This window comes from Streptomyces sp. NPDC001700 (assembly GCF_053596435.1).
Map to the genome: position 1 here is coordinate 189290 of NZ_JBSFGE010000011.1, position 22316 is coordinate 211605.

Genomic DNA, 22316 nt, shown 5'->3' on the forward strand with positions numbered 1-22316 from the left:
ATGGCCACGCCCATCGTCACCGCACTGGCGGTCTATGAGGCCGGGAAGAAGGCGTACGAGGCGTACCAGGGCATCGTCGCCTTCGTCAGCCTCGGCAGCCACACCGCTACTCCCGAAGAGGAGATCCTGGCCAGGCTGGAGGTGCTGCACCAGGACTTCGTCGCGCTGCAGGGGCGGTTCGACGAGGTGCTGGAGGCCGTGAAACAGGCCGTCAGAGTCGAGCAGCAGGCGTATGTCCTCAATCTGCGGCGCGATCTGGACGGTCTGCGCGGCCGGGCCCGCACCGCCATGGACGAGCTGAACGCCTGGGTCGCGGGCGGCCGCACGGACCCGCTGCTGCGGTCCAACGCCGACAACAACGCGCGGCTGGCGGCGAATACGCTGCTGGAGGGCGACTCCTACTTCTACCGGCCGGACCCGAACTCACCGGAGAGCGTCTTCGACCACCGGCTGGCGTATATCGCCTACGTCTACGTGCTGACCGTCCGGTTCGGCGTGATCGCCGGGCTCAACCCGCAGTACCGCGAGGACCGGCTGGCCCGTGAGGAGCTGACCCGGCACGCGGCGCGGCTCGACTGGGTGTTCCAGCACGCCGACCAGGCCATCGAACCGCATACCGGCGGCGGTCCGGACAACCGCGGAAGCTACTTCCTGGCCCACCAGTGCGTGGACCACATCACCGGCTACGACACGGGACACACCGAAGTCGGCTGGCGCCCCGGAGGGCAGGCCGAATACGACGACGCCCGGTCCTACTACGCCGATCAGCTGCGCGCCGATATGCGGGTCCGCACGGGCCTGGCCAAACTCATCGGCTTCCACGACACCGTGGCCTACTGGGCCAAGGACCCGCGCACACCCGGATGGTCCCCCTGGACCCCGGTGGGGGTGCCGGACAGCATCGTGTCCCTGGCCGCGGTGTCGGACCGGCCGGGCCGCACCGTGCTGGTGTGGCGGGACCCGGACAAGGCACAGCTGCGCACCACCTCCTACGACTCCACCGCGACCGCACCGGCCTGGAAGCCCTCGGTGGCCATCAGCGCCGAGAAGACGGTGCGGGAGGAACCCACGCCCCGCGTCCTGTCGTCGGGGCCGGGCCTGGTCACGGTCGTGATGCGGGGCAAGGACGGCGGCGTTTACGCCACGCGCACCGACCCCACCCGGCCGACCGGCTGGCTGGACGCTCCGGTGAAGGTGAGCGGCGACACCATCGATGTCTCGTATGCCGAGGCGGCCGCGGCACCGGGCTTTGTCGTCGCGGTGTGGCGGGACAATGCCACCGGCATGCTGATGGCCGCCTTCCAGGACGCCAAGGGGGCGTGGGGGCCACCCCAGGCGGTGACCCCGGCGGACGCCACGTCGCTGAACTCGGACCTCACGGTGACCTGTCCATCGCCCGGGGCGGTGCTGGTGGTGTGGACCATGAACTATCGCACGGTGCACAGCGTCACCTACGACTCCCGCGCGGCCGCCCCCGCGTGGAGCGCGCCCGCGCAGATCGCCGAATTCCCCGGGGGCGACTTCCCCTCGTCCATCCAGGCCATGGGCAGCGGCGACGGCAAGGCCGATGTGGTCTGGCAGGGCAAGTTCGGGTCCATGTGGAACATCCACTACGACGGCGGCTGGAGCGCCCCGGCCGAGATCACCCCGCAGCACCTCACCAAATGGGGCGTGCCCTACACGACCGTCCCGGCGGTGACCGGGTCCCGGCGGGCTCACTGGTTCTGGCAGGGCCGGGACAGCCGCGTTCAGACCATCTACCGGGATCCCCAGCAGTCCCAGTGGTCGGCGCCGCTGTGGCTCGGCCAGCCCTGGTGGTCGTATTCCGAGCTGGCCGCGGTGTCGATGGGGGCGGGGAGCGTATCGCTCTACCGGGTCGACTTCGGCAGCGAGATCGGTGAGGTGCCGCAGTTCCTGACGTGTTCCTACGACACGGCCACGCCGGCCCCGTCGGCCCGGATCGCGGATGCGCGGGCCCTGGTGACGAGGGCCCAGACCCTGTGGAACCTGCCGGGCCCGGCGCGCGAGGAGGCCAACGCCCGGGCGGCCGACGCCATCGCGGTGGCCCGCGAGGTCGTGGCCCTGGACCCCGGCTACCGTGCGACGCTCGCGCAGTGGCTGGTGTTCCCGGCGGGCGCGTATCTGATGGGCAGCGGACGCCACGATGAATCCATCGCCCGTATGCGGGAAGCGCTCGCCCTCTACGACAAGCTGATCCGCGAACAGCCCGGATCCGACGACCTCGCCTACCGAAAGGCCTGGGCGCTGGTCAATCTGGCCCAGGCCCTGTGGGGCAAGCCCGACCACGCCCAGGGCGTCCAACGTGCCATCGAGGCCACCGATCTGCTCCGCCAGCTCGCCACCAAGAAGCCCTCCTACCTGCCCGGGCTCGCGCAGTGGCTGGTGTTCCCGGCGGGCGCGTATCTGATGGGCAGCGGACGCCACGATGAATCCATCGCCCGTATGCGGGAAGCGCTCGCCCTCTACGACAAGCTGATCCGCGAACAGCCCGGATCCGACGACCTCCGCTACCGGAAGGCATGGGCGCTGGTCAATCTGGCCCAGGCCCTGTGGGGCAAGCCCGACCACGCCCAGGGCGCGCAGCGCGCCATCGATGCCACCGATCTGCTCCGCCAACTCGCCACCGAGAACCCCGGGAGGTATCGCGGAGGCCTGGGCGACTGGCTGATGTTTCCGACGATCCCCTACCTGCGGCAGTCCGGCCGGAGGGATGACGCCCTCACCCGGGCGCGGGAAGCCGTGGAGATCTTCACCGCGCTCAACGCCACGGATCCCGCGGTCTATGGGCCGAAGCTGGCGGCGGCCAAGAAGCTCGTGGCCGACATCCAGGCTGAAACGCAGTCCGGCTGAGGTGCGTGGCAGGCGGTGTGTCAGGCCTGCATGGTGGGGCGGACGTTGATCTCGCCGATCTCGACGTCGTCGGGCTGCTCGACGGCGAAGGCCACCGCGCGGGCAACCGCCGCCGGAGGGATGCCCACCGCGTCCATGTTCTTGCGCGTCTGCTCGCGGAGGTGCGGGTCCGCCATGGAGTCGGCGAGGTCGGTGCGCACGTATCCCGGTGAAATGGCCGTGGTGCGCACCACCCCGTCGGTGGACTCCGCGCGCAGCCCCTCGTGGAGGGTGCGCACCGCGTTCTTGGTCGCGGCGTAGACGGCCATCGAGGGGGACACGGACCCCAGACCGGCCACGGAGACGATGCTCACCAGGTGGCCCGACCCCTGTTCGCGGAAGGCGGGCAGCGCGGCGGCGACACCGTTGAGCATGCCGCGGAGGTTGACATCGATCATGGCCGACCAGTTGTCGGTGTCGAGGTCGGCCAGCGGGCTGATCGGGGCGATGCCCGCGTTGTTCACCAGCACATCGATCCGGCCGTACTGGTCGGTGGTGGTGGAGACCAGGCGCCGCAGGTCATCGGCCTGGGTGACGTCCACGACGCACGTGGCAGCGCGGCCGCCCTCGTCCCGGATGTCCTGCGCTATGGCGTCGATGCGCTCGCTGCGGCGCGCCGCGAGGACGACCGAGGCGCCGCGCTGCGCGAGCAGACGGGCCGTGGCTTCGCCGATGCCGCCACTCGCGCCGGTGATAGCGACGATCTTGCCGTGAAGAGAGAGCACAGCTGCCTCCAAGTAAAGTGGACACGTGTCCGCCGTGTGGCGCACCCTACCGGACACGTGTCCACTTGTCAGAGGCAGAACATCAGGAGAGGCCCATGAACGCGCCAGCACGCCGTCCGGATGCGGTGCGGAACCGGACCCGCATCGTGGAGGCCGCCCGCGCGGCTCTCGCCGAGTCCAGCCACGTCCACCTCAACGAGATCGCGAAGCGCGCCGGGGTGGGGCAGGGGACGCTCTACCGGAACTTCCCCAACCGCGAAGCGCTCCTCGCCGAGGTGTACCGGCGCGACGTCGAAGAACTCGTGACCGCCGCCTCCGCCCTACTGGCGGAACACGAACCGGTGGAAGCCCTGCGCCACTGGCTCGACCGAGTCATCGACTACGCCGAGATCAAGCGCGGTGTCCTGGCGGCGCTCGAACCGGCCGCCTGGCAGGACCTCGTCGCCCACAGCCACAACCCCATCGAAGGCGCCCTCGCCCACCTGCTGGACGCCGGGAAAGCGGCCGGTTCCCTCCGCACCGACGTGGACGCTCCCGGCGTCCTCCTGCTCATCGCCTACCTCGGCCGACTGGACCGGGACGTGTGGGAATCAACGGCGCGGCCCCTGATGAGCGTCATCCTCGACGGCCTCCGCCGCCAGGACGCGGACCCGGCCTGATGCCGTTCCTGCTCGGTCCGTGGAGGCGGCCATGTCGACCGATTCCCATTGAGTGAAGCGGTATTTCATGCCCTGCTAAAGAGGCCGGTAGCGTCGAATTCATGGAGTGGAGCTTTCAGACGGCCGAAGATATGGCGGCCGCGTTGCGTGCCGGTGAAGTGACCTCGGCGGAACTGACCGATGAGGCGATTTCCCGTATCGAGCGCGACGACAAGGTGATCAACGCGATCTGTGTGCCGGACTTCGACCGTGCGCGGGTCGCCGCACTCGCTGCCGACCAGGCGCGCGCCCGAGGCGAGGATAGGCCGCTGCTCGGAATTCCGGTGACGGTCAAAGAGTCCTACAACATGGCTGGGCTGCCCACGACCTGGGGCATGCCGCAACACCGGGACTTTGTGCCGACCGAGGACGCGGTACAGGTGTCGCGGCTCAAGGCCGCGGGCGCGGTGGTGCTGGGTAAGACCAATGTGCCCTTGGGGCTGCAAGATATCCAGAGCTTCAACGAGATCTACGGCACCACTAAAAATCCGTGGGATCACGATCGCACACCGGGCGGATCCTCCGGCGGGTCAGCGGCGGCCCTGGCGTCCGGATTCTGCGCGCTGTCCATCGGCTCCGACCTCGCCGGTTCGCTGCGCACCCCCGCGCATTTCTGCGGCATCTATGCGCACAAGCCGACACTCGGACTGGCGGCAACCCGCGGCATGGTCGCGCCGCCGGCACTGCCCTTGCCAGTTGACCTCGACCTCGCCGTCGTCGGTCCGATGGCGCGCACTGCCCGCGACCTCACGCTCCTGCTCGACGTCATGGCCGGACCGGACCCCCTGACGTTCGGCAAGGCGCACGACGTGGCGCTGCCGCCCGCGCGCCACGAGCGGCTCGGCGACTTCCGGGTCCTGGTCGTCGACGAGCATCCGCTCATTCCGACCGGGTCCGCTGTGCGGGCGGGTGTGAACCGGGTGGCCGACGCCCTCGCCGACGGCGGCGCCCGCGTCGAACGGCACACTCCGCTGCTGCCCGATCTGGCCGAAGCCGCGACGCTCTACACGCAGTTGCTGTTCTCGGGCTCCGTCGCGCGCTTTCCCATCGAAGCGTACGAGCAGCTGCGGACCCGCGCCGCCGGACTGAGCGCGGACGACCAGAGCCTCGACGCGGCGCGGCTGCGTGGCATGGTGTTCAGCCACCGCGACTGGATCGAGGCGAACAACCAGCGCGAACTCCACCGCCACGGCTGGCGGCAGTTCTTCGCCGAGTTCGATGCCGTGGTGTGTCCGATCACGCCCACTCCCGCGTTCCCGCACGACCACAACCCCAATCCGCTGGAACGCCGGATCGACATCGACGGCGTCGAGTGCCCGTACTTCGACCAGCTCGTCTGGGCCGGTCTGCCCACGATGCCCGGCCTGCCCGCCACCGCCATACCAGCGGGCCGGTCTCCCGAGGGTCTGCCGGTGGGAGTGCAGCTCATCGGTCCGATGTTCGAGGACCGCACCCCGCTGCGGCTGGCCGAACTGCTCGAGCAGACGATCGGCGGCTTCCAGGCACCGAGGTAGGGCGTACTACCGGGTGAGAGCGATGTCCGCGCTGGCGGTCGGGCGGGGCGCGCACCCCGCGGCCCCCGTACGCGAGCTGGCTCCTGGTGCAGGGGGAGGCGCTGCGCAACGTGGCCCGCCACGCGGGCGTGGACACCGCGACCGTACGCGCCGGTCGGCGGGGTGACCGTGCCATCGTGACTGTCGGCGATGGCGGAGCAGGCTTCGACGTCACCCGCGTGCCCGACCACCGCTACGGGCTGGCGCGCTCGGTCGTGGACCGGATGGCGGCGGTCGGCTCCCGGCCCGGCCACGGCACGGAGGTACGGCTGGAGTGGCCTCATGTCTGAGAGGGCTGAGGTGTCCGGGATGCCGAGTGTGGCTGAGGCGCCCGACCCCATCCGAGGTGCTGGACGAGCGCATCGCCGACGATCTGCGCGGCGGGCTGTGGGTCGGCGGTCTCGTCATCCTCACCGCCGTCCACTTCGGGCTGACGCTGCCCGCCCTGCTCACGTTGATCATGGTGATAGACGCGCTGCCGGCCCGGCCGGGCCGCCGCCGTCATGGCCAGGCTGCTGCGGGACTGCGCGGCGACGGCCGGTGCCACCGCGCGCGAACAGGAACGGGTCCACACCGAGGCCGCGATATCCGCCCGGATCCACGCGGACCAGCGCGCCCGCTACGAGTACCTCCACCACTCGGTGCTGCCGCTGCTCGCAGGGCTGGCCGACGGTTCGCGGAGCGGGACCACGCCGTCGACCCGCTGGTCCATGAGCTGCGGGCCGCGATCGGGGTCGCCGAGCGCAAGGGCGTCGAATGCGGCTCGCGGTACGTGGCGCCGCCACCGAGGTGCCCCGGCACCTGCACCGCGCCCTGACCACGGCCGAACACAGCGCGCGCGGCATCCTGAACGGTCCTGGCCACGAGGCCCGGCCCTGGTGGGCCCGGCCCGCCCCGCCTCTCAGAAGAAGCCGGTCAGGGGCGGGGCCTCGGCGTTGAGGAGGAAGTCGCCCACCACGCGCGCCTTGTGGGCGATGGGATTGTGGCTGACGAGCGTCCGCGCGTTGCGCCAGTGGCGGTCGAAGTTGAACTCCCGCCGGGTGGCGGAGGCCCCGCCCACGTCGTACAGCCGCTCCGCCGCCCGCAGCGCCGCCTGGGCGGCGACCACCTGGGCCTGCGCCACCTCCGTGGCCGCCTCCGCGAGCGCCGGTTCGGTGCCCGCGACGCCGTCCTCGCCAGGGGGTTCGGCGAGCGCCCGGTCGATGGCGGCGGCCGCGCGGAGCACCGTGGCCTCGGCCCCGTACCCGAGCGCCGCGATCTCGCCCACGGTGTGCTGTACGAACGGATCCTGGACCGCCTGCTCGACGCCGCTGTGCCGGACCGCGCGGGCGCCGTCGCGGGCGTAGCCGATGGCGTCGCGCGCCGCGTTCTTGGCGATGCCGGTCTCCACGGCGGCGAGGAAGAGCTGGTGGTACGCGCCGAGATGGGTACGGCGCACACCGACGGCCTCGTCCACGACGACTTCGTGCGGGTGCACCACGACGTCGTCCAGCTCCGTGGTGCCGCTGGCCGTCATGCGCTGGCCCATGCCGTCCCAGTCGTCGATCAGCCGCAGGCCGGGGCGGCCGCGCGGCACGATGGCGCGCACCCGCCGGTCCCGGTGGTCCTTCGCGGCGACCACCACCCAGTCGGCGAACAGCGCGCCGGTGCTGTAGTACTTCGTACCGTTCAGCCGGTAGTGGTCACCGTCGGGTGCCAGCGCCGCGTGGATGTCGCCGGGGTGTTTGGCCGCGGTCTCCCCGGTGGCGTTGCCGAACAGCCCGCCCGCGAGGGCCGCCGCGAACCACCGCTCGCGCTCCGCCTCCGTACCGTCGCTGATGAGCTTCTCGACGAAACCGAAGTGCGGACGGAGCGCCTGCGCCACGTTGGAGTCCGCTTCCGCGAGGTCGATGACGACCTGGAAGAGGTCCACCAGACCCGCCCCCGGGCCGCCGTACGCCGCCGGGACCCGCAGGCCCCCGATGCCACTGGTCCGCACCGCGTCCAGGGACGCGTACGGCAGCTCCCGCGCGGCCTCGCGGCGCGCCGTGTCGACGGCGAGGGAGGCGGTCAGCTCCGGTACACGGTCGAGGAGTTCGTTGAGGGAAACGGTTCCGGGCCGGTGGGCCGTACTGGTGCTCATCGGGCCGTGGCCCCTTTCTGCTCGTAGGACGGTGCCGGTACGGGAAGTCCCAGGTGGTCGCGGAGGGTCGTGCCGGTGTAGCCGTGGCGGAAGACACCGCGAGCGCGGAGGATCGGCACGACGTGGTCGACGAAGGCGTCCAGGCCGTCGGGGAGCGCGTCGGGCAGCAGCGTGAAGCCGTCCACGAGACCGGCCGACCACCACGCGGTGATGTCGTCGGCGATCCGCTCGGGGGTGCCGACGACCGAGCGGTGGCCGCCGATGGTGCGCGCGGCGAGCCCGGCCAGGGACAGCCCCTCGCGGCGGGCGATCTCGGCGTGGGCGCGGAAGAAGCCGGTGGGCAGCCGGTCCGGTGGCGGCCCGGCCAACTGGGCCTCGGTCAGCGGCGCTTCGGGGTCGGTGGTGGCGGGGTCGAGGCCGAGCGTACGGGCCACCCGGCCGATCTGCCGCGCGTCCTCCCGTACGCCCGCCTCCAGCGTGGCGAAGCGGGTACGGGCCTCGGCCTCGGTGGAGCCGATGACGGGGGTGAGGCCGGGCAGCAGCCGGATGCCGGACCCATCCCGCCCGTAGCGGTGCGCCTGTTCGGTGAGCCGGGCGCGGTAGCCGCGGGCCGCCTCCGCGTCGAGCAGCGGGGTGTAGACCGCCTCGGCGAAGCGTCCCGCGAGCGCCAGGCCCTGTGGCGAGGCCCCGGCCTGCAGCGTCACCGGGCGGCCCTGCGGCGATCGCGGCACGTTCAGCGGCCCCGCGACGTCGAAGAACTCTCCCGTGTGGTCCACGGCGTGGATCCGGTCGGGGTCGGCGAAGCGCGCGCCGACGGTATCGGCGATGAGCGCGCCATCCTCCCAGGAGTCCCAGAGCCGGTGCACCAGGCCGGTGAACTCCTCCGCCCTGCGGTAGCGGGTGTCGTGGTCGAGGGGCGCGTCGAGGCCGAAGTTCCGTGCCGCGTCCGGGAAGAAGGTGGCCACCGCGTTCCAGCCGGTACGTCCACCCGAGGCATGGTCGAGCGAGAGCACACGGCGGGCGAGGTTGTAGGGCTCGTTGAAGGTGGTGGAGCCGGTGAAGACGACCCCGACGCGCTCGGTGGCGGCGGCGAGGTAGGTCAGCAGCATCGACGGCTCGAGCGCCTGCCCGGGGCCGTGGGCGATGCCGTGGTACAGGGCGGGGATGTCGGCGAGGAACACCCCGTCGAGCGCGCCGCGCTCGGCGGTTCGGGTGACGCGCACATGGTGTTCGGGGTCGATGTACGCGTCCGGGGACCGGCCGGGCAGGGTCCAGGCGCCGGGGTGGTTGCCGACCCCCGTGATGTTCACGAGGAAGCTGAGGGGGCGTGGCATCAGACGTGGCATCAGACGATCGCCTCCACGGCGCGTCGAGCGGGCTGGGCGACCGGGGGCCGGACCAGGCCGAAGTGGTCGCGCAGGGTGGTGCCCGCGTACTCGTCACGGAACAGTCCCCGGCGGCGCAGTTCCGGGAGGACGTGCTCGGCGAAGGCCGCGAGCCCGCTGGGAAGCACATCGGGCATCAGGTTGAAGCCGTCGGCCGCGCCCTCGCTGAACCACTCCTCGATGGTGTCGGCGATATCGGCCGGGCTCCCGGCGACGACACGGTGGCCGAGCCCGCCGCCGAGCCGCCGGATCAGCTGCCGGGCGGTCAGCCCCTCGCGCCGGGCGAGTTCGGTGGTGACGGTGAAGAAGGTCTGCAGCCCCTGGACGTGTTCGGCCGCGCCGATGAGGTCCCACGGCAGTTCCGCGTCCGGGTCGAGGGCATCCGGGTCGATGCCCAGGAGGGCGGCGAGCCGGTCCAGACCGTAGCGGAGCGGGATGAGGTCCTGCAGGCTGTTCAGCCGCTCCAGTGCCTCGTCGCGGGTGGCGGCGACCACCGTGGACAGCCCGGGCAGCACGACGATGTGGCCGGGGTCGCGGCCGAGTTCGGCGGCGCGGGACTTGACCGCCCGGTAGTACGCCTTGCCCTCGTCGAGCGTCTGCGCGGCGCTGAACACGGCCTCCGCGTGCGCGGCCGCCAGCTCGATGCCGTCGGGCGATCCACCGGCCTGGACGAGGACGGGGCGGCCCTGCGGCGATCGCGGGGTGTTCAGCGGCCCCCGCACCCGGAAGAACTCGCCCTCGTGGTCGATGGCGCGGATACGGTCCGGATCGGCGAACACGCCGCGCGCGGCGTCGCCGACGAGGGCGCCGTCGTCCCAGCTGTCCCACAGCGCACCGACGACGTCGACGAACTCGGCGGCGCGCCGGTAGCGGTCGCGGTGCGCCGGTGCCTGGTGGAGCCCGAAGTTGCGGGCGGCGGCGGGACCGGCCGTGGTCACCGCGTTGAAACCGGCCCGGCCCCGGCTCAGGTGGTCCAGCGCGGCGAACCGGCGGGCGATGTTGTACGGCTCGTTGTAGCTGGTGGAGGCGGTGGCGATCAGGCCGATGCGGCTGGTGTGCGCCGCGATCCCGGCCAGGATGACGGTGGGTTCGAGGGCGTACTCGGGCCGGTGGGCGACATCGGGGGTGAGCACCGGAGTGTCGGCGAGGAACACCGCGTCGAGCTTCGCGGCCTCGGCGATGCGGGCGGTGGTGATGTAGTGGTCGAGGGAGAAGGCGGCGCGCGGGTCGCCGTCCGGGGCGCGCCACGCGCCCGCGAAGATTCCGGACTGGAAGATGTTGACGCCCAGGTGCAGGTGGCGCTTGCCGTTTCCGCTGGTCATGGGGCGGCTCGCTGTCGCTGGTCGGTCGGGAGCTTCGCGGGCTGGGTCTCCACGTCGAGGTCGTGTTCGATGAATCGCGCGACCCGGGGGTCGGCGAAGGCGGCCTTGAGCCGCGTGATGGCGGGGTCGTCCTCATAGGCGGTGCCGACGACGAGCTGAATGGCGAAGCGTTCGTCGGCGGGCGGCAGCAGGATGCGCTGCTTGACCGGGACGTCGGCGACGCGGAACTTGTAGGCGTAGTTGATGGCCGCGTCGACGTCCGGGAGGGAGCGGGCGATGGCATCCAGCGACACCTCGTGCCACGTGAAGTGGTGTGGGTTCGCGGCGATGTCGCCGAGCTGCGCGGTGAGCGGATCCACGTCCTTCTTGAGCGTGATCAGCCCCACCTTCTGGAGGGTCAGCAGCGCCTGCGTCTGGTTCGCCGGGTCGTTGGGGAGGGTGACGCGCGCGCCGTCCGGGAGGTCCCGCGCGCTGGTGTACTTCTGCGAGTAGAGCGCGAAGGCCTGGGTGAAAATGGGCTGGACGGCCTTCGCCTGGTAGCCCTCGTTGGCCACGATGACCTTGAGCCACTCGGCGTGCTGGGTGATGTTCGCGGCGAGCTTGCCGTCCGCCGTTGAGCCGTTGACCTGATTGGCGTCGTTGACGGGATACGGCTTGACCGTGACGCCGTGGTCCTGGTCGACCTTGTCGGCGATGTACTTCACGATGGCGCTCTGCGGGATGCTTCCCTGGTTGTAGCCGACCTTGAGGGTCTTCCCCAGGGGCGGGTGGTCCTCGCCGCCGAGCCGCGCCGCGACGAGCGAGCCGACGGCGAGGACGGCGGCGCCGACCACGGCGGTGACGGCGATGCGACGGGGGGTTCTCGACTTCAGCTCGAACCCGTGGTCGTGTACGAAAGGCATGGTGGTTCCCCGGTAGGAGCGAAGCGCTGATGTGGGTGGCGGCTCAGTGGGAGAGCTTGCGCACGACGCGGTCGCCGGTGAACTGGATCAGCTGCACCATGACGATGAGCGTGACGATCGTGGCGGCCATGACGGTCGTGTCGAAGCGCTCGTAGCCGTAGCTGATGGCCAGATAGCCGATGCCACCGGCGCCGATGGTCCCGGCGATGGCGGAGAACTCCAGCATGCCGACGATCGCGATCGTCAGGCTTCCCGTCAGCGCGGGCAGCGCCTCCGCCAGCTGCACCGAGACGATCACCTGAAGCCGTGAGCCGCCCGCGGCGCGCCCGGCCTCGGTGGCCTCGCGGGGCACTTCGCGCAGCGCCGTCTCCACGAGCCGCGCGAAGTACGGGATGCCCGCGAGGGACATCGGCACGATCGCGGCGGACACTCCGATGGTCGTTCCCGCGATGTACCGGGTGAACGGGATGATCGCCGCCATCAGGATCAGGAATGGCAGCGAACGGCCCAGGCTGACCACCCAGCTGAGCACGGCCTGGGCGGCCCGGTGCGGGAACAGCCCGGCGGGCGAGGCGTTGTGCAGGACGACGCCCACCGGAGTGCCGACAGCGACGACGATGAGCATGACGGCCGCGACCATCCGCAGGGTCTGGCCGATCGCGGGGAAGAGCAGCGGCCAGAGGCTGTCGAGTCCGGTGCTCATACGGCCACCTCCGCGACCGCGCCGAGCAGGGGCGGTTCTTCGGTCAGGGGGCTGTCGTGCGCGGGCAGCGGTTCGGCGTGGATTCCCCAGCCTGCCAGGGTCATGGTCAGCTCGTCCGCCCGGTCCGTATCGACCGCGATGGTCGCCCGCCCGGCCACCCGCCCGGCGATCTCCTCCACGGTCGCGGACAACACGTGGACGTCGAGCCCGTGGTCCGCGCCGAGCCGCGTCAGCCAGTCCGTGGGCACCGTGTTCCCCCGATAGGTGAGGCGCCAGGTGCCCAGCCCCGGCCGCTTCCGTGTGAACGGGCGGTCGGGCAGCAGCGCGTTGCCGAGCGCGGACCGCGGATCGGCCACCAGCCGATCGACGGGCCCCGACTCGGCCACGCGCCCCTCACTCAGCAGGATCGCGGTGTCCGCCGCCTCGCGGACCACCTCCATCTCGTGGGTGATGAGGAGGATGGCCAGGCCCAGATCCGTACGCAGCTCGCGCAGCAGGGCGAGGACGGACCGGGTGGCGGCCGGGTCGAGACCGGAGGTGGCCTCGTCGGACAGCAGCACTCTGGGGCGCAGGGCCAACGCCCGTGCGATACCGACGCGTTGGCGCTGGCCGCCGGAGAGCTGGGCGGGATAGGAGTCGGCCCGGTCCGCGAGACCGACCCGCTCCAGCAGCTCGGCGACGCGGCGCTTCTCGTCCCGCGCGGTCACCCCGAGATACCGCAGTGGCATCGCGACGTTCTCGGCCGCCGTACGTCTGCGCAGCAGATTGGCGGACTGGAAGACCGTACCGATGGCCCGCCGGGCATGGCGCAGCTCGCGCTCCGGAAGGTCCGTCACATCGGTTCCGGCCACCCACACCCGCCCGGACGTGGGGCGTTCGAGCAAGTTGACGCAGCGCGCGAGGGTGCTCTTGCCCGCCCCGCTGGGGCCGACGACGGCACCGATGGTGCCCTGCGGGATGTTCAGGTCGATTTCATGGAGCACCGGCCGCGCACGCGTGCCGGTGCCGAAGGTCTTGTGCAGTTTCTCTACACGGATCACCGTGTGGACTCCTCGACGCTCTGGAGAGAGTGCGGGCAGGCACGGGTCATGGGGAGAGACGGCCTGCCCCGAGCGGGGATGAGGTTCAGTGAGAGAAACAGGCGGCACTGGTGATCACCATGTGATCGACCGTGCGTCGGCGCGTAAAGCGGCGGGTCCGCGACATGGGGATGGATGCTCACAGCCCTCGTCGTCAGAGGTCAAGGGCCGACCGCATCCTGAGATGGGCGGGGTGTCGCTCTCCGTTGGCGACTTGACCGCTCGACGGATGGCAGTGTTACGTGACGGCCATGGCCTCCGTGTTTCTGGTGCACCGCCACCACGTCGACTTCGGTCGAGTGGTGAGCGCGCAGTGTTGTTGAGGCGCTGACTCCTGCCTGCGGGCACCCTTGTGTGCGAGTTCCCCCAGGCCTGACTTCCCCCGTGGGGCCGTCCTTGTGTGCGCGGCGGCCCTGTCGTTCCCGTCCTCACCCCACGTCCGCGCCCGGCGCTCCGACGCGTGCCGACGCGTGCCCGACGTGCGTCCGGTGAGGCCATGAGGCCTACCAGGAAACCATCGTGACCACCCATCAGGCCCCCACGCCCCGCGCCGCCACCGAGGCCGAGCGCGCGTTCCTCCGGGAACTCGGCGAAGCGCTCGCCGAGGACGTGGCGTCCCTCGTCGACGACGAGCGCGCCCTTCCCTACCTCCACGACCGCTCCGGAGCCGAGGCGGCACGGACGGATGTCCGCGCGCTCGCCGTCGTACGCCCCGCCGACGCGGAGGGGGTCGCGGCCGTCCTCCGGCTCGCCCACCGCCACCGCGTCCCCGTCGTCACCCGAGGCGCCGGTACGGGGCTGTCGGGCGGGGCGTCCGCCATCGACGGATGCGTGGTGCTCAGCACGGAACGGCTGGACCGCATCGTGGAGATCTCGCCCGAGGACGAGGTCGCCGTCGTCCAGCCGGGGGTGATCAACGCCGATCTCAACAAGGCGCTCGCCGAACACCGGCTGTACTTCGCCCCCGACCCGGCCAGCCACGCCATCTCCACGATCGGCGGAAACATCGCGACCAACGCGGGCGGGCTGCGCTGCGCGAAGTACGGGGTCACCCGCGATTCGGTGCTCGCCCTCGACGTCGTCCTCGCCGACGGCACCGCCCTGCGCACCGGCCACCGCAGCGTCAAAGGTGTCACGGGGCTGGATCTGACGGCCCTGTTCGTCGGCTCGGAGGGCATCCTCGGTGTGATCGTCGGCGCGATTGTGCGGCTGCGTCCGCTCCCCGCCGCCACGGCTACCGTCAGCGCGTACTACCCGTCCGTACCGGCCGCGTTGACTGGCGTCCGAGAGATCACACGCGCGGGTGTCATCCCGGCGATCGCCGAACTGATCGACCATGCCAGTCTCCGCAACATCGACGAGTACAGCGGCTCCCGGCTGACCGACGGCGGGGAGGTGCTGCTGCTGGTGCAGACGGACGGACACGCCGCCGCGGCCGAGGCAGCCGATGTCGTCGCGGCGCTGTGCGTTACCGGCGGGGACGCACACCTGGTGGCCGACGAGCGGGAGGCCGAGCGGCTGTGGGAGCTGCGCCGCTCCGGGCGCGGCCGCACCCGCCCGGTGTGGTCGGTCGGCGAGGACGTCGCCGTGCCCAAATCCCGGGTGGCGGACATGTACGAGGAGCTGGAGCGGATCGGCCGGCGCCATGCGCTGGACTACGCCGCCGTCGCTCACGCGGCCGACGGCAACCTCCACCCGGCGCTCTCGCGACCCGTGCCCGAGGGCATCGACCCCGGCGCCCCTGCACCGCCCGAACTCGACGTCGCCGCCGATGAGTTGGTACGCGGGGCACTGGCCCTCGGCGGCACCATCACCGGCGAGCACGGGGTGGGCGCCACGAAGCGCCGCTGGCTGGAGGACGAGCTGGGCGCGGCCGGGCTCGCGCTCCAGCGGAGCCTCAAGGCCGTATTCGACCCGCACGGCATCCTCAACCCCGGCAAAGCGCTCTAGCCCCGGCCCCGGGAACCCCCGCCCGTATCACCCCTCACCAGGAGACACCCACCATGCCCCTGTCCCGCCGCGGCGCCGACACCACCGCCCTGGGCGGCTTCGGCACCCCGCCGCCCGCCGGAGTCCCCGGCTTCCTCCCGCTCACCAGCGGCACCCCCGCCGACGCGGCCTTGCCCGTCAAGGAGCTGGCCGAGGCCGCCGCCGGGGTGCTCGGCGGCCCGTCGGCGGGCGGTGCGTTCCAGTACTCCGGTGTGGAGGGGACCCCGGAGCTGCGCGCGTGGATCGGCCACCACGAAGGGGTCGGCGCGGACCGGGTGTTCGTCACCAACGGGGCGCTGCACTCGCTGTCGCTCGTCTTCGACGCGCTGCTCGACCTCGGGGACCTGGTCGCCGTCGAGGACCCCGTCTACCCCCTCGCGCTGCGTGTCCTCGGCCGTTCCCACGTGGAGTATCTGCCGGTCGCCACCGGTCCGGACGGCCTGGACGTCGACGCCCTCGCGCGGGCCCTCGAAGGCGGCGCCCGCCCCAAGGCGCTGTACACCGTGCCCGATTTCCACAACCCCACCGGCGCCACGCTGCCCGCACCCGCCCGCGTCCGGCTCGTCGAACTCGCCGAGCGTTACGGTTTCACGATCGTCGCCGACAGCCCGTACCGCGAGCTGCGGTACTCCGGCCACCACGTACCCCAGCTCAGCGCCGACAGCGACCGGGTGGTCCGCGTCAACAGCTTCTCCAAGACCCTCGGGCCCGGGCTGCGGCTCGGCTGGATCGTCGGCCCGCCGTGGCTGCTCCCGGCGGTGGCGCGGCTGCGCGCCAACCAGGACCAGCACTCCTCGACCTTCACTCAGGCCATCGCCACCGCCCTCCTCACCACACCCGGCCTGTTCGAGCGCGTCACCGCCGACGCGCGGGCGCTGTACGGGCGCCGGGCCCGTGCCCTGCACACGGCGCTCGGCACGGTGCTCGCGGGCCGGGTCGAGGCCGCACTGCCGGAGGGCGGGCTGTTCCTGTGGGCCACGGTGCTGGACGAGGACGTGGACCTGCACGCGGCGCGCACCCGAGCCCACGCGCTCGGCACCGACTTCGGCGTCGGCAGCCACTTCTCGCCACCCGGCGGGACCGGCTCGCCGGGGCGTTTCCGGCTCGGCATCGGCGCGGTGGGCGAGACCGACATGGCCACCGCGGTCGGCCGGCTGGCCGAAGCGCTGAAGCCCGAGGCAGCGGCCCGATGACCCACGCGCCGACCACCGCCCCCACACCACGCACGCCCGCGTTCGGCCCGGAGGGCCCCGTCCGCTGGGCGGCGGTCGGCTGGGACGACCCGGGGCCCGCCGCGCTCCGGGCGCTGATGGACGCGGAGCTGGGGCCGCGCTACGCGCCGTACGGGCCGCGCCCGCATCTGCCACCGCCGCCCACCGCCGACGAGATCGCGGTCACCTGGGTGGCCTTCGCCCCGTCCGGGGATCCCGTCGCGACCGCCTCGCTCCGCGCGCTCCCCGGCGACCGCTGGGAGATCAAGCGGGTGTTCGTCCGCGCGGACCACCGAGGTCGCGGGCTGGCGGCCGCCGCGCTGGCCGCCGTCGAGGCGTCGGCCGCCGAGCGGGGCATCGCGGAGCTGATGCTGCAGACCGGGATCGAGCAGCCGGAGGCCGCCGCCCTGTACACGCGCGAGGGCTGGCACCGCATCGCGCCGTATCCGCCGTACGCGCTCGACCCGTACAGCGTGTACTTCGCCAAGCCGCTGCACACCGCCCTCGACAGGGATCGGGGGAGCCATGCGTAACCTCCGGCCGCTCGCTGCCGCCCTCGGCGCGCTGCTGCTGCTCGCCGGGTGCGCCCCGTCCGGGGCGGGCTCCCGCACCTCGGCCTCCGGGTCGTCCCTCACCTGGGGCGTCACCACGGAGCCGCAGTGCTTCGACCCGCACCGCTCCACGCAGCAGAACGCGTTCATCGTCATCCGCAACTACGTCGACTCGCTCATCGGGAAGAAGCCGGACGGGACCTTCGCCCCCTGGCTGGCCAGGAGCTGGAAGGTGTCCGACGACGGCACGGTGTACACCTTCAAGCTCCGCGACGATGTGACCTTCCATGACGGCACCCCCTTCGACGCGACGGCCGCGAAGGCCAACTTCGACTACGTGGCCGACCCCGCGAACGCCACCGACGCCGCCAGCCTGCTCGTCAACTACAAGCGCGGCACCGCGCCCGACCCGACCACGTTCCGCATCGAGCTGAAGAAGCCCGACTCCTCGCTCCTGGAATCACTCTCCAGCGTCAAGCTCGGCTTTCTGTCGCCCGCGTCGCTGAAGAAGGGCGACAGGCTGTGCAACGCGAGCCGGGATCTGGCGGGCACCGGCCCGTTCGTCCTCGACAGTTACACCCGTGGCCAGTCCGTGCGCTTCCGTAAGAACCCCCGCTACGACTGGCCGCCCGCCTTCACCAAGCATCGCGGCTCCGCGTATCTGGACACTGTCACCTACCGCTTCCTGCCCGAATACTCCACCCGCTCCGGGGCGCTCTCCTCCGGCCAGGTGGACGTCATCGAGGGCGTGCAGCCCCTGGACGTACCGCTGTTCAAGGGTGTCAAGGGGTTCCGGTACCTGACCGGACCGTCCCGGCAGACCTCGTTCACCCTCAACGTCAACTACGCCCGGGGGCCCGGCGCCGACATCCGGGTGCGGCGCGCGCTGCGGGACGGCGCCGACCTGAACGCGGTGGTGCGGGCCGTCTACCGGGGCACCGTGCCGCGCGCGTGGTCCAACATCGGCCCGGACAACCCCGACTACGACACCTCGCTGAGGGGCAGTTGGGGCAACGACCCCAAGGAGGCCAACCGGCTCCTGGACGAGGCCGGGTGGACCGGGCGCGACAGCGACGGCTACCGCACCAAGCACGGCAAGCGGCTCACCCTGGAGGTCGGCTACCCCCAGCCGTACGTACGCGACAACCGCGATGTGCTGATCGAGGCGCTCCAGGCCGAGCTGCGGCAGAACATCGGCCTCGACCTCGACCTCAGGATCAACACCGCCGGGGAGTTCACCGAGCAGAAGGCCCAGGGCGACTGGACCATCTACCCGAACACGCTCAACGCGCTGGACGCGGGGATGGAACTCAACCAGGTCCTCGGCAGCACCGAATTCCTCTACGCCAACGTCCACGGCTACGACAGAAAGCTCGACGCCATGATCAAACACGCGCTGGCCACCACCGACCTGGACCAGCGGCGCCCGCTCCTCGCGCGGATCCAGCAGCGCGCCGTGGACCGCGCGTACATCGTCCCGCTGTTCGCGCCGCACTACCAGATCGCCGCGTCCGACAAGGTCCACGGCCTCGGCTTCGAGACCCAGCTCGACGCGCCCGCCAACCCCTACACGGTCCGGGTCGGCCGATGAGTACGGCCACCGCCACCACGGACCGTCCCGCCGGGGCATCGCGGGAGCGGGTGCGAGGGGTGGCCTGGCGCCGTGTCGCCACCCGGGTCGCCACCGGCGTCGGGGTGATGTGGGCGGCCGCCACCGTCGCCTACACCGTCCTGCACACCATGCCGGGCAAGATCGAGGACATCCTGGTGGGCGACCAGACGTATCCGGGAGCCCAGGAGGCGGTCGCCGCCGAATGGGGCCTGGACCGGCCGCCCCTCACGCAGTACCTCGACTATCTGGGGCGGCTCCTCCACGGAGACCTCGGCACCTCCTACGCGATGCGGCAGCCGGTCGCCTCCGTCGTCGGCGACCAGCTGTGGCCCACGGTCGAACTGACCCTGCTCGCCGCCGGGTTGGCCATCCTGCTCGCCCTGTCGGTGGCGGTCGGCACGGCGGGGCGGGCGCGTCCGCTGCGCGCACTCGCGTCGGTGACCGAGCTGGTCGCCACCTCCATGCCGGTGTACTGGCTCGGCATCCTGCTGCTGATGGTGTTCTCGTTCGAGCTGAACTGGTTCCCCGTCACCGCCGACAGCGGCGCGGCCTCCCTGGTCCTGCCCGCCGTCACCCTCGGGCTGCCCATGGCCGGGCTGCTGTCACAAGTGCTGCGCGAGGCCCTGGAATCCACCCTTGAGCAGCCGTTCATCACCACCGTCCGCGCCCGTGGTGTCGGCGAGACGCTGGTACGGCTGCGCCACGCACTGGCCCACGCGCTGCCACCCGTCATCAACCTGGGCGGCTGGATGATCGGCAACCTGCTCGGCGGCGCCGTCATCACCGAGACCGTCTTCGGCCGCCCCGGGCTCGGCGCCGTCACCCTGACCGCCGTGACCAACAAGGACGTGCCCGTCGTCCTCGCCGTCGTGCTGCTCGCCGCCTTCGCGTACGTGGTCATCTCCACGCTCGTCGACATCGTCAACCTGCTCATCGACCCGAGGCTGAGGACGCGATGACCCCAACGACCCCACGACTCGGGTGGCTGCGCCACACCGGCACCGCCCTGTGCGCCGCGCTCATCGCCGCCCTGCTGCTCGCCGCCGCCTTCCCCGGCCTGTTCGGCGACACCGACCCGCTGCGCTCCTCCATGCCCGAATCCCTCCAGGCACCCAGCGCGCGGCACTGGTTCGGCACCGATCTGCTGGGCCGGGACGTCTTCGCCCGGGTCGTGCACGGGGCGCGCTACTCCCTGCTGCTCGGCGTGGCCGCCATGCTCATCAGCCTGGTCCTCGGCCTGCTGACCGGCGTCGTCGCCGGACTGTCCGGCCGGAGGGCCGACGAGGCCGTGGCGCGCGTGCTCGACGTGGTGTCCGCGTTCCCGGGCGTCCTGCTGGCGATGCTCGTCGTGGTCTTCACCGGGCCCGGTGTCTTCAACATCGCGGTGGCGATCGGGATCTCGGGCGTACCGAAGTTCGCCCGGGTGATCCGCGCGCAGACCCGGTCGGTGAAGGACGCCGGATACGTCACCCACGCCAGGGTCCAGGGCCGTGGCCGAGGCTGGATCCTGGCCCGCCACATCGCCCCGAACGTCCTGGTCGCCGTCCCCGTCATCGCCACCATCGACATCGGAACGTCGATCGTGGCCGTGTCCGGCCTGAGCTTCCTCGGCCTCGGCCCGCAGCCCCCGGTCCCCGAGTGGGGCGTGATGCTCTCCGAGGGCCGCGACATCCTCCGTACGGCCTGGTGGGCGGGGCTCTTCCCAGGCCTGTCCATGACCGCGACCGTGATCGCCTTCACCGTCGTGGGCCGCAGGCTGCAACTTCTCCTGGAAGGCAGGACCCCATGACCGCCGCCACGCTCACCGAGCCCGCGAGCGCGCGGGAGGCGCCGCGCCGCCCCCTCGTCGAGGTGGACTCCCTCAGCGTCACCTTCCCCACGCGCGGCGGGCCCGTACCGGCCGTCCACGACGTCTCCTTCGCCGTCCACCCCGGCGAATGCGTGGCCATCGTCGGCGAGTCGGGCTCGGGCAAGAGCGTCACCGCACGCTCCCTCGTCGGGCTGAACCCCCGGGAGGCGGTGACCGGCGCGGGCGCCCTGCGGGTGGACGGCCGGGACGGCTTGCGCTTCTCCGCGCGGGACTGGCGCGCGCTGCGCGGCCGGTTCGCGGGGCTGGTCCTGCAGGACGCGCTGGTCTCGCTCGACCCCCTGCGCACCGTGGGCCAGGAGGTGGGCGAGCCGGTCCGCCACCACCGGCTGGCGCCCCGCGCCCAGGTGCGCGGCCGCGTACGGGACACGCTGCGCGCCGTCGGCATACCCGAGCCCGACCGGCGGATCGACGCCTACCCGCACGAGCTGTCCGGCGGGCTCCGGCAGCGGGCACTGATCGCCTCCGCCATCGCCGCGGAACCGCGACTGATCATCGCCGACGAGCCGACGACGGCGCTGGACGTCACCGTGCAGCGGCAGATCGTCGAACTGCTCGCCGCCCGTGTCGCCGAGGGCACCGGACTGCTGCTGATCAGCCACGACCTGGCCGTCGTCGCGGACATCGCCGACCGCGTCCTGGTGATGGAGCGCGGCCGGGTGGTGGAGGACGGGCCGGTACGGGAGGTACTGAGCCACCCGCAGGCCGCGTACACCCGGCAGCTGCTGGCGGCGATCCCGTCGGCCGCCTCACGCGGTGCGCGGCTGGCCGGAGACCGCCCGTCGGCGCCCACGGCCACCGACACCGCCGACACACCCGATCGCGAGGTCGTCCTGGAGGCGCGCGGTCTGACCAAGACGTACGCACCGAGCGGCCGGAGCCGCACGGGCGGACACCAGCGGTTCACCGCTCTGGACGACGTGTCCTTCCGGCTCCACCGGGGAGAGGCGCTGGGCATCGTCGGCGAGTCCGGCTCGGGCAAGACGACCTGCGCCGACATCGTGCTCGCGCTCACCGAGCCCGACTTGGGCGAGGTACGGCTGCACGGCGGCCCGTGGAGCGCGCTGACCGAGCGGCAGCGCAGGGCCTCGCGGCGGCTGGTCCAGTACGTGCCGCAGGACCCGCTCAGCTCCTTCGACCCGCGCTGGACCGTGGGCCAGGTGCTGGCGGAGAACATCCACCAGCCGGATACCTCCCGCTCCCAGCGGCGCGACCGCGCCGCCACAGCCCTGGAACGCGTCGGCCTGACGGCCGATCACCTCACCCGCCGCCCCCGCTCCCTCTCCGGCGGGCAGCGCCAGCGCGTGGCGATCGCGCGGGCGCTGATCGCCGAGCCGGAGATCATCGTGTGCGACGAGCCGCTGTCCGCCCTGGACGTCCTCATCCAGGCCCAGGTGCTCGACCTGATCGCGGACCTCCGGTCCGAGCTGGGCACGTCCCTGCTGTTCATCTCGCACGACCTCGGCGTCGTGCACCACCTCACCGACCGCGTGCTGGTGTTCAAGGACGGACAGGTGGTGGAACGCGGCGAGGTGGAGGAGGTCTTCACCTCCCCGGGCCACCCCTATACGCGCGAGCTGCTGGCCTCGCTGCCGGGCCGACGGCTGCGGAAGCCGTCCTGAGCAGGCCGTCCGCGATATGGAATCACTCCAGGCATTCTTGACCGGCCGCACTCCCGCTGGTTCTA

The 22316-nt window shown here is 71.9% G+C and carries 19 protein-coding genes; 12 read left to right on the forward strand and 7 right to left on the reverse strand.

The genetic code is table 11. The annotated features are described in order from the left end of the window. A complete protein-coding gene (locus ACWC5C_RS21915) occupies nt 1-2871 on the forward strand; it encodes a tetratricopeptide repeat protein (RefSeq protein ID WP_450877655.1) in 2871 nt (956 codons plus the stop codon). A 20-nt stretch (nt 2872-2891) separates the two neighbouring features. Here the strand turns inward: ACWC5C_RS21915 and ACWC5C_RS21920 are convergent, their stop codons facing one another. Next, on the reverse strand, nt 2892-3635 hold the full coding sequence (locus ACWC5C_RS21920) for an SDR family oxidoreductase (RefSeq protein WP_450877657.1): 744 nt from the start codon (nt 3633-3635) through the stop codon (nt 2892-2894). 95 nt (nt 3636-3730) lie between these two features. Here ACWC5C_RS21920 and ACWC5C_RS21925 point away from each other — a divergent pair, with 95 nt between their 5' ends. From ACWC5C_RS21925 to ACWC5C_RS21940, 4 genes are all read left to right on the forward strand, one after another. After that, the gene (locus tag ACWC5C_RS21925; RefSeq protein WP_450877659.1) at nt 3731-4294 is read left to right on the forward strand and encodes a TetR/AcrR family transcriptional regulator; all 564 of its coding nucleotides are present in this window, start codon (nt 3731-3733) and stop codon (nt 4292-4294) included. 101 nt (nt 4295-4395) lie between these two features. Beyond that, the gene (locus ACWC5C_RS21930; protein ID WP_450877661.1) at nt 4396-5847 is read left to right on the forward strand and encodes an amidase; all 1452 of its coding nucleotides are present in this window, start codon (nt 4396-4398) and stop codon (nt 5845-5847) included. A gap of 176 nt (nt 5848-6023) precedes the next feature. Further along, nucleotides 6024-6176, forward strand: coding sequence for a hypothetical protein (locus ACWC5C_RS21935; protein WP_450877663.1), 153 nt, complete (start codon nt 6024-6026; stop codon nt 6174-6176). Nucleotides 6177-6232: 56 nt separating this feature from the next. Beyond that, nucleotides 6233-6703, forward strand: a complete 471-nt coding sequence (locus ACWC5C_RS21940; protein WP_450877665.1) for a hypothetical protein — start codon at nt 6233-6235, stop codon at nt 6701-6703. Nucleotides 6704-6787: 84 nt separating this feature from the next. Here ACWC5C_RS21940 and ACWC5C_RS21945 read toward each other — a convergent pair whose 3' ends face one another. The 6 genes from ACWC5C_RS21945 to ACWC5C_RS21970 are packed head-to-tail and all read right to left on the reverse strand — an operon-like array spanning nt 6788 to nt 13360. Continuing rightward, a complete protein-coding gene (locus ACWC5C_RS21945) occupies nt 6788-8008 on the reverse strand; it encodes an acyl-CoA dehydrogenase family protein (RefSeq protein ID WP_450877667.1) in 1221 nt (406 codons plus the stop codon). Continuing rightward, nucleotides 8005-9342, reverse strand: coding sequence for an NtaA/DmoA family FMN-dependent monooxygenase (locus ACWC5C_RS21950; RefSeq protein ID WP_450877669.1), 1338 nt, complete (start codon nt 9340-9342; stop codon nt 8005-8007). The genes ACWC5C_RS21945 and ACWC5C_RS21950 overlap by 4 nt, the downstream gene beginning before the upstream one ends. 11 nt (nt 9343-9353) lie before the next feature. Further along, complete coding sequence (locus ACWC5C_RS21955) at nt 9354-10715, reverse strand: LLM class flavin-dependent oxidoreductase (protein WP_450877671.1); 1362 nt, start codon at nt 10713-10715, stop codon at nt 9354-9356. Next, nucleotides 10712-11617: a MetQ/NlpA family ABC transporter substrate-binding protein gene (locus ACWC5C_RS21960; RefSeq protein ID WP_450877673.1), complete on the reverse strand. Its 906-nt coding sequence runs from the start codon at nt 11615-11617 to the stop codon at nt 10712-10714. The genes ACWC5C_RS21955 and ACWC5C_RS21960 overlap by 4 nt, the downstream gene beginning before the upstream one ends. A 43-nt stretch (nt 11618-11660) precedes the next feature. Next, the gene (locus ACWC5C_RS21965) at nt 11661-12320 is read right to left on the reverse strand and encodes a methionine ABC transporter permease (RefSeq protein ID WP_450877675.1); all 660 of its coding nucleotides are present in this window, start codon (nt 12318-12320) and stop codon (nt 11661-11663) included. Beyond that, nucleotides 12317-13360, reverse strand: a complete 1044-nt coding sequence (locus tag ACWC5C_RS21970; RefSeq protein ID WP_450877677.1) for a methionine ABC transporter ATP-binding protein — start codon at nt 13358-13360, stop codon at nt 12317-12319. The genes ACWC5C_RS21965 and ACWC5C_RS21970 overlap by 4 nt, the downstream gene beginning before the upstream one ends. 558 nt (nt 13361-13918) lie before the next feature. On the opposite strand from ACWC5C_RS21970, the gene ACWC5C_RS21975 reads away from it, so the two are divergent. From ACWC5C_RS21975 to ACWC5C_RS22005, 7 genes are read left to right on the forward strand one after another with little or no spacing between them, the layout of a single operon-like run. Next, complete coding sequence (locus ACWC5C_RS21975) at nt 13919-15349, forward strand: FAD-binding oxidoreductase (RefSeq protein WP_450877679.1); 1431 nt, start codon at nt 13919-13921, stop codon at nt 15347-15349. A gap of 53 nt (nt 15350-15402) precedes the next feature. Next, nucleotides 15403-16581 carry an aminotransferase-like domain-containing protein gene (locus ACWC5C_RS21980; RefSeq protein ID WP_450877681.1) on the forward strand — a complete coding sequence of 393 codons (1179 nt, stop codon included), beginning with the start codon at nt 15403-15405 and terminating at the stop codon, nt 16579-16581. Beyond that, nucleotides 16578-17132 carry a GNAT family N-acetyltransferase gene (locus tag ACWC5C_RS21985; RefSeq protein ID WP_450877683.1) on the forward strand — a complete coding sequence of 185 codons (555 nt, stop codon included), beginning with the start codon at nt 16578-16580 and terminating at the stop codon, nt 17130-17132. Before ACWC5C_RS21980 ends, ACWC5C_RS21985 begins: the two co-directional genes overlap by 4 nt. Then, complete coding sequence (locus tag ACWC5C_RS21990; protein WP_450877685.1) at nt 17125-18741, forward strand: ABC transporter substrate-binding protein; 1617 nt, start codon at nt 17125-17127, stop codon at nt 18739-18741. The genes ACWC5C_RS21985 and ACWC5C_RS21990 overlap by 8 nt, the downstream gene beginning before the upstream one ends. Continuing rightward, nucleotides 18738-19721 carry an ABC transporter permease gene (locus ACWC5C_RS21995; RefSeq protein ID WP_450877687.1) on the forward strand — a complete coding sequence of 328 codons (984 nt, stop codon included), beginning with the start codon at nt 18738-18740 and terminating at the stop codon, nt 19719-19721. Before ACWC5C_RS21990 ends, ACWC5C_RS21995 begins: the two co-directional genes overlap by 4 nt. After that, nucleotides 19718-20551, forward strand: a complete 834-nt coding sequence (locus ACWC5C_RS22000; RefSeq protein WP_450877689.1) for an ABC transporter permease — start codon at nt 19718-19720, stop codon at nt 20549-20551. The genes ACWC5C_RS21995 and ACWC5C_RS22000 overlap by 4 nt, the downstream gene beginning before the upstream one ends. Further along, nucleotides 20548-22251, forward strand: coding sequence for a dipeptide ABC transporter ATP-binding protein (locus tag ACWC5C_RS22005; RefSeq protein WP_450877691.1), 1704 nt, complete (start codon nt 20548-20550; stop codon nt 22249-22251). Before ACWC5C_RS22000 ends, ACWC5C_RS22005 begins: the two co-directional genes overlap by 4 nt. The last annotated feature ends 65 nt before the right edge of the window (nt 22252-22316 follow it).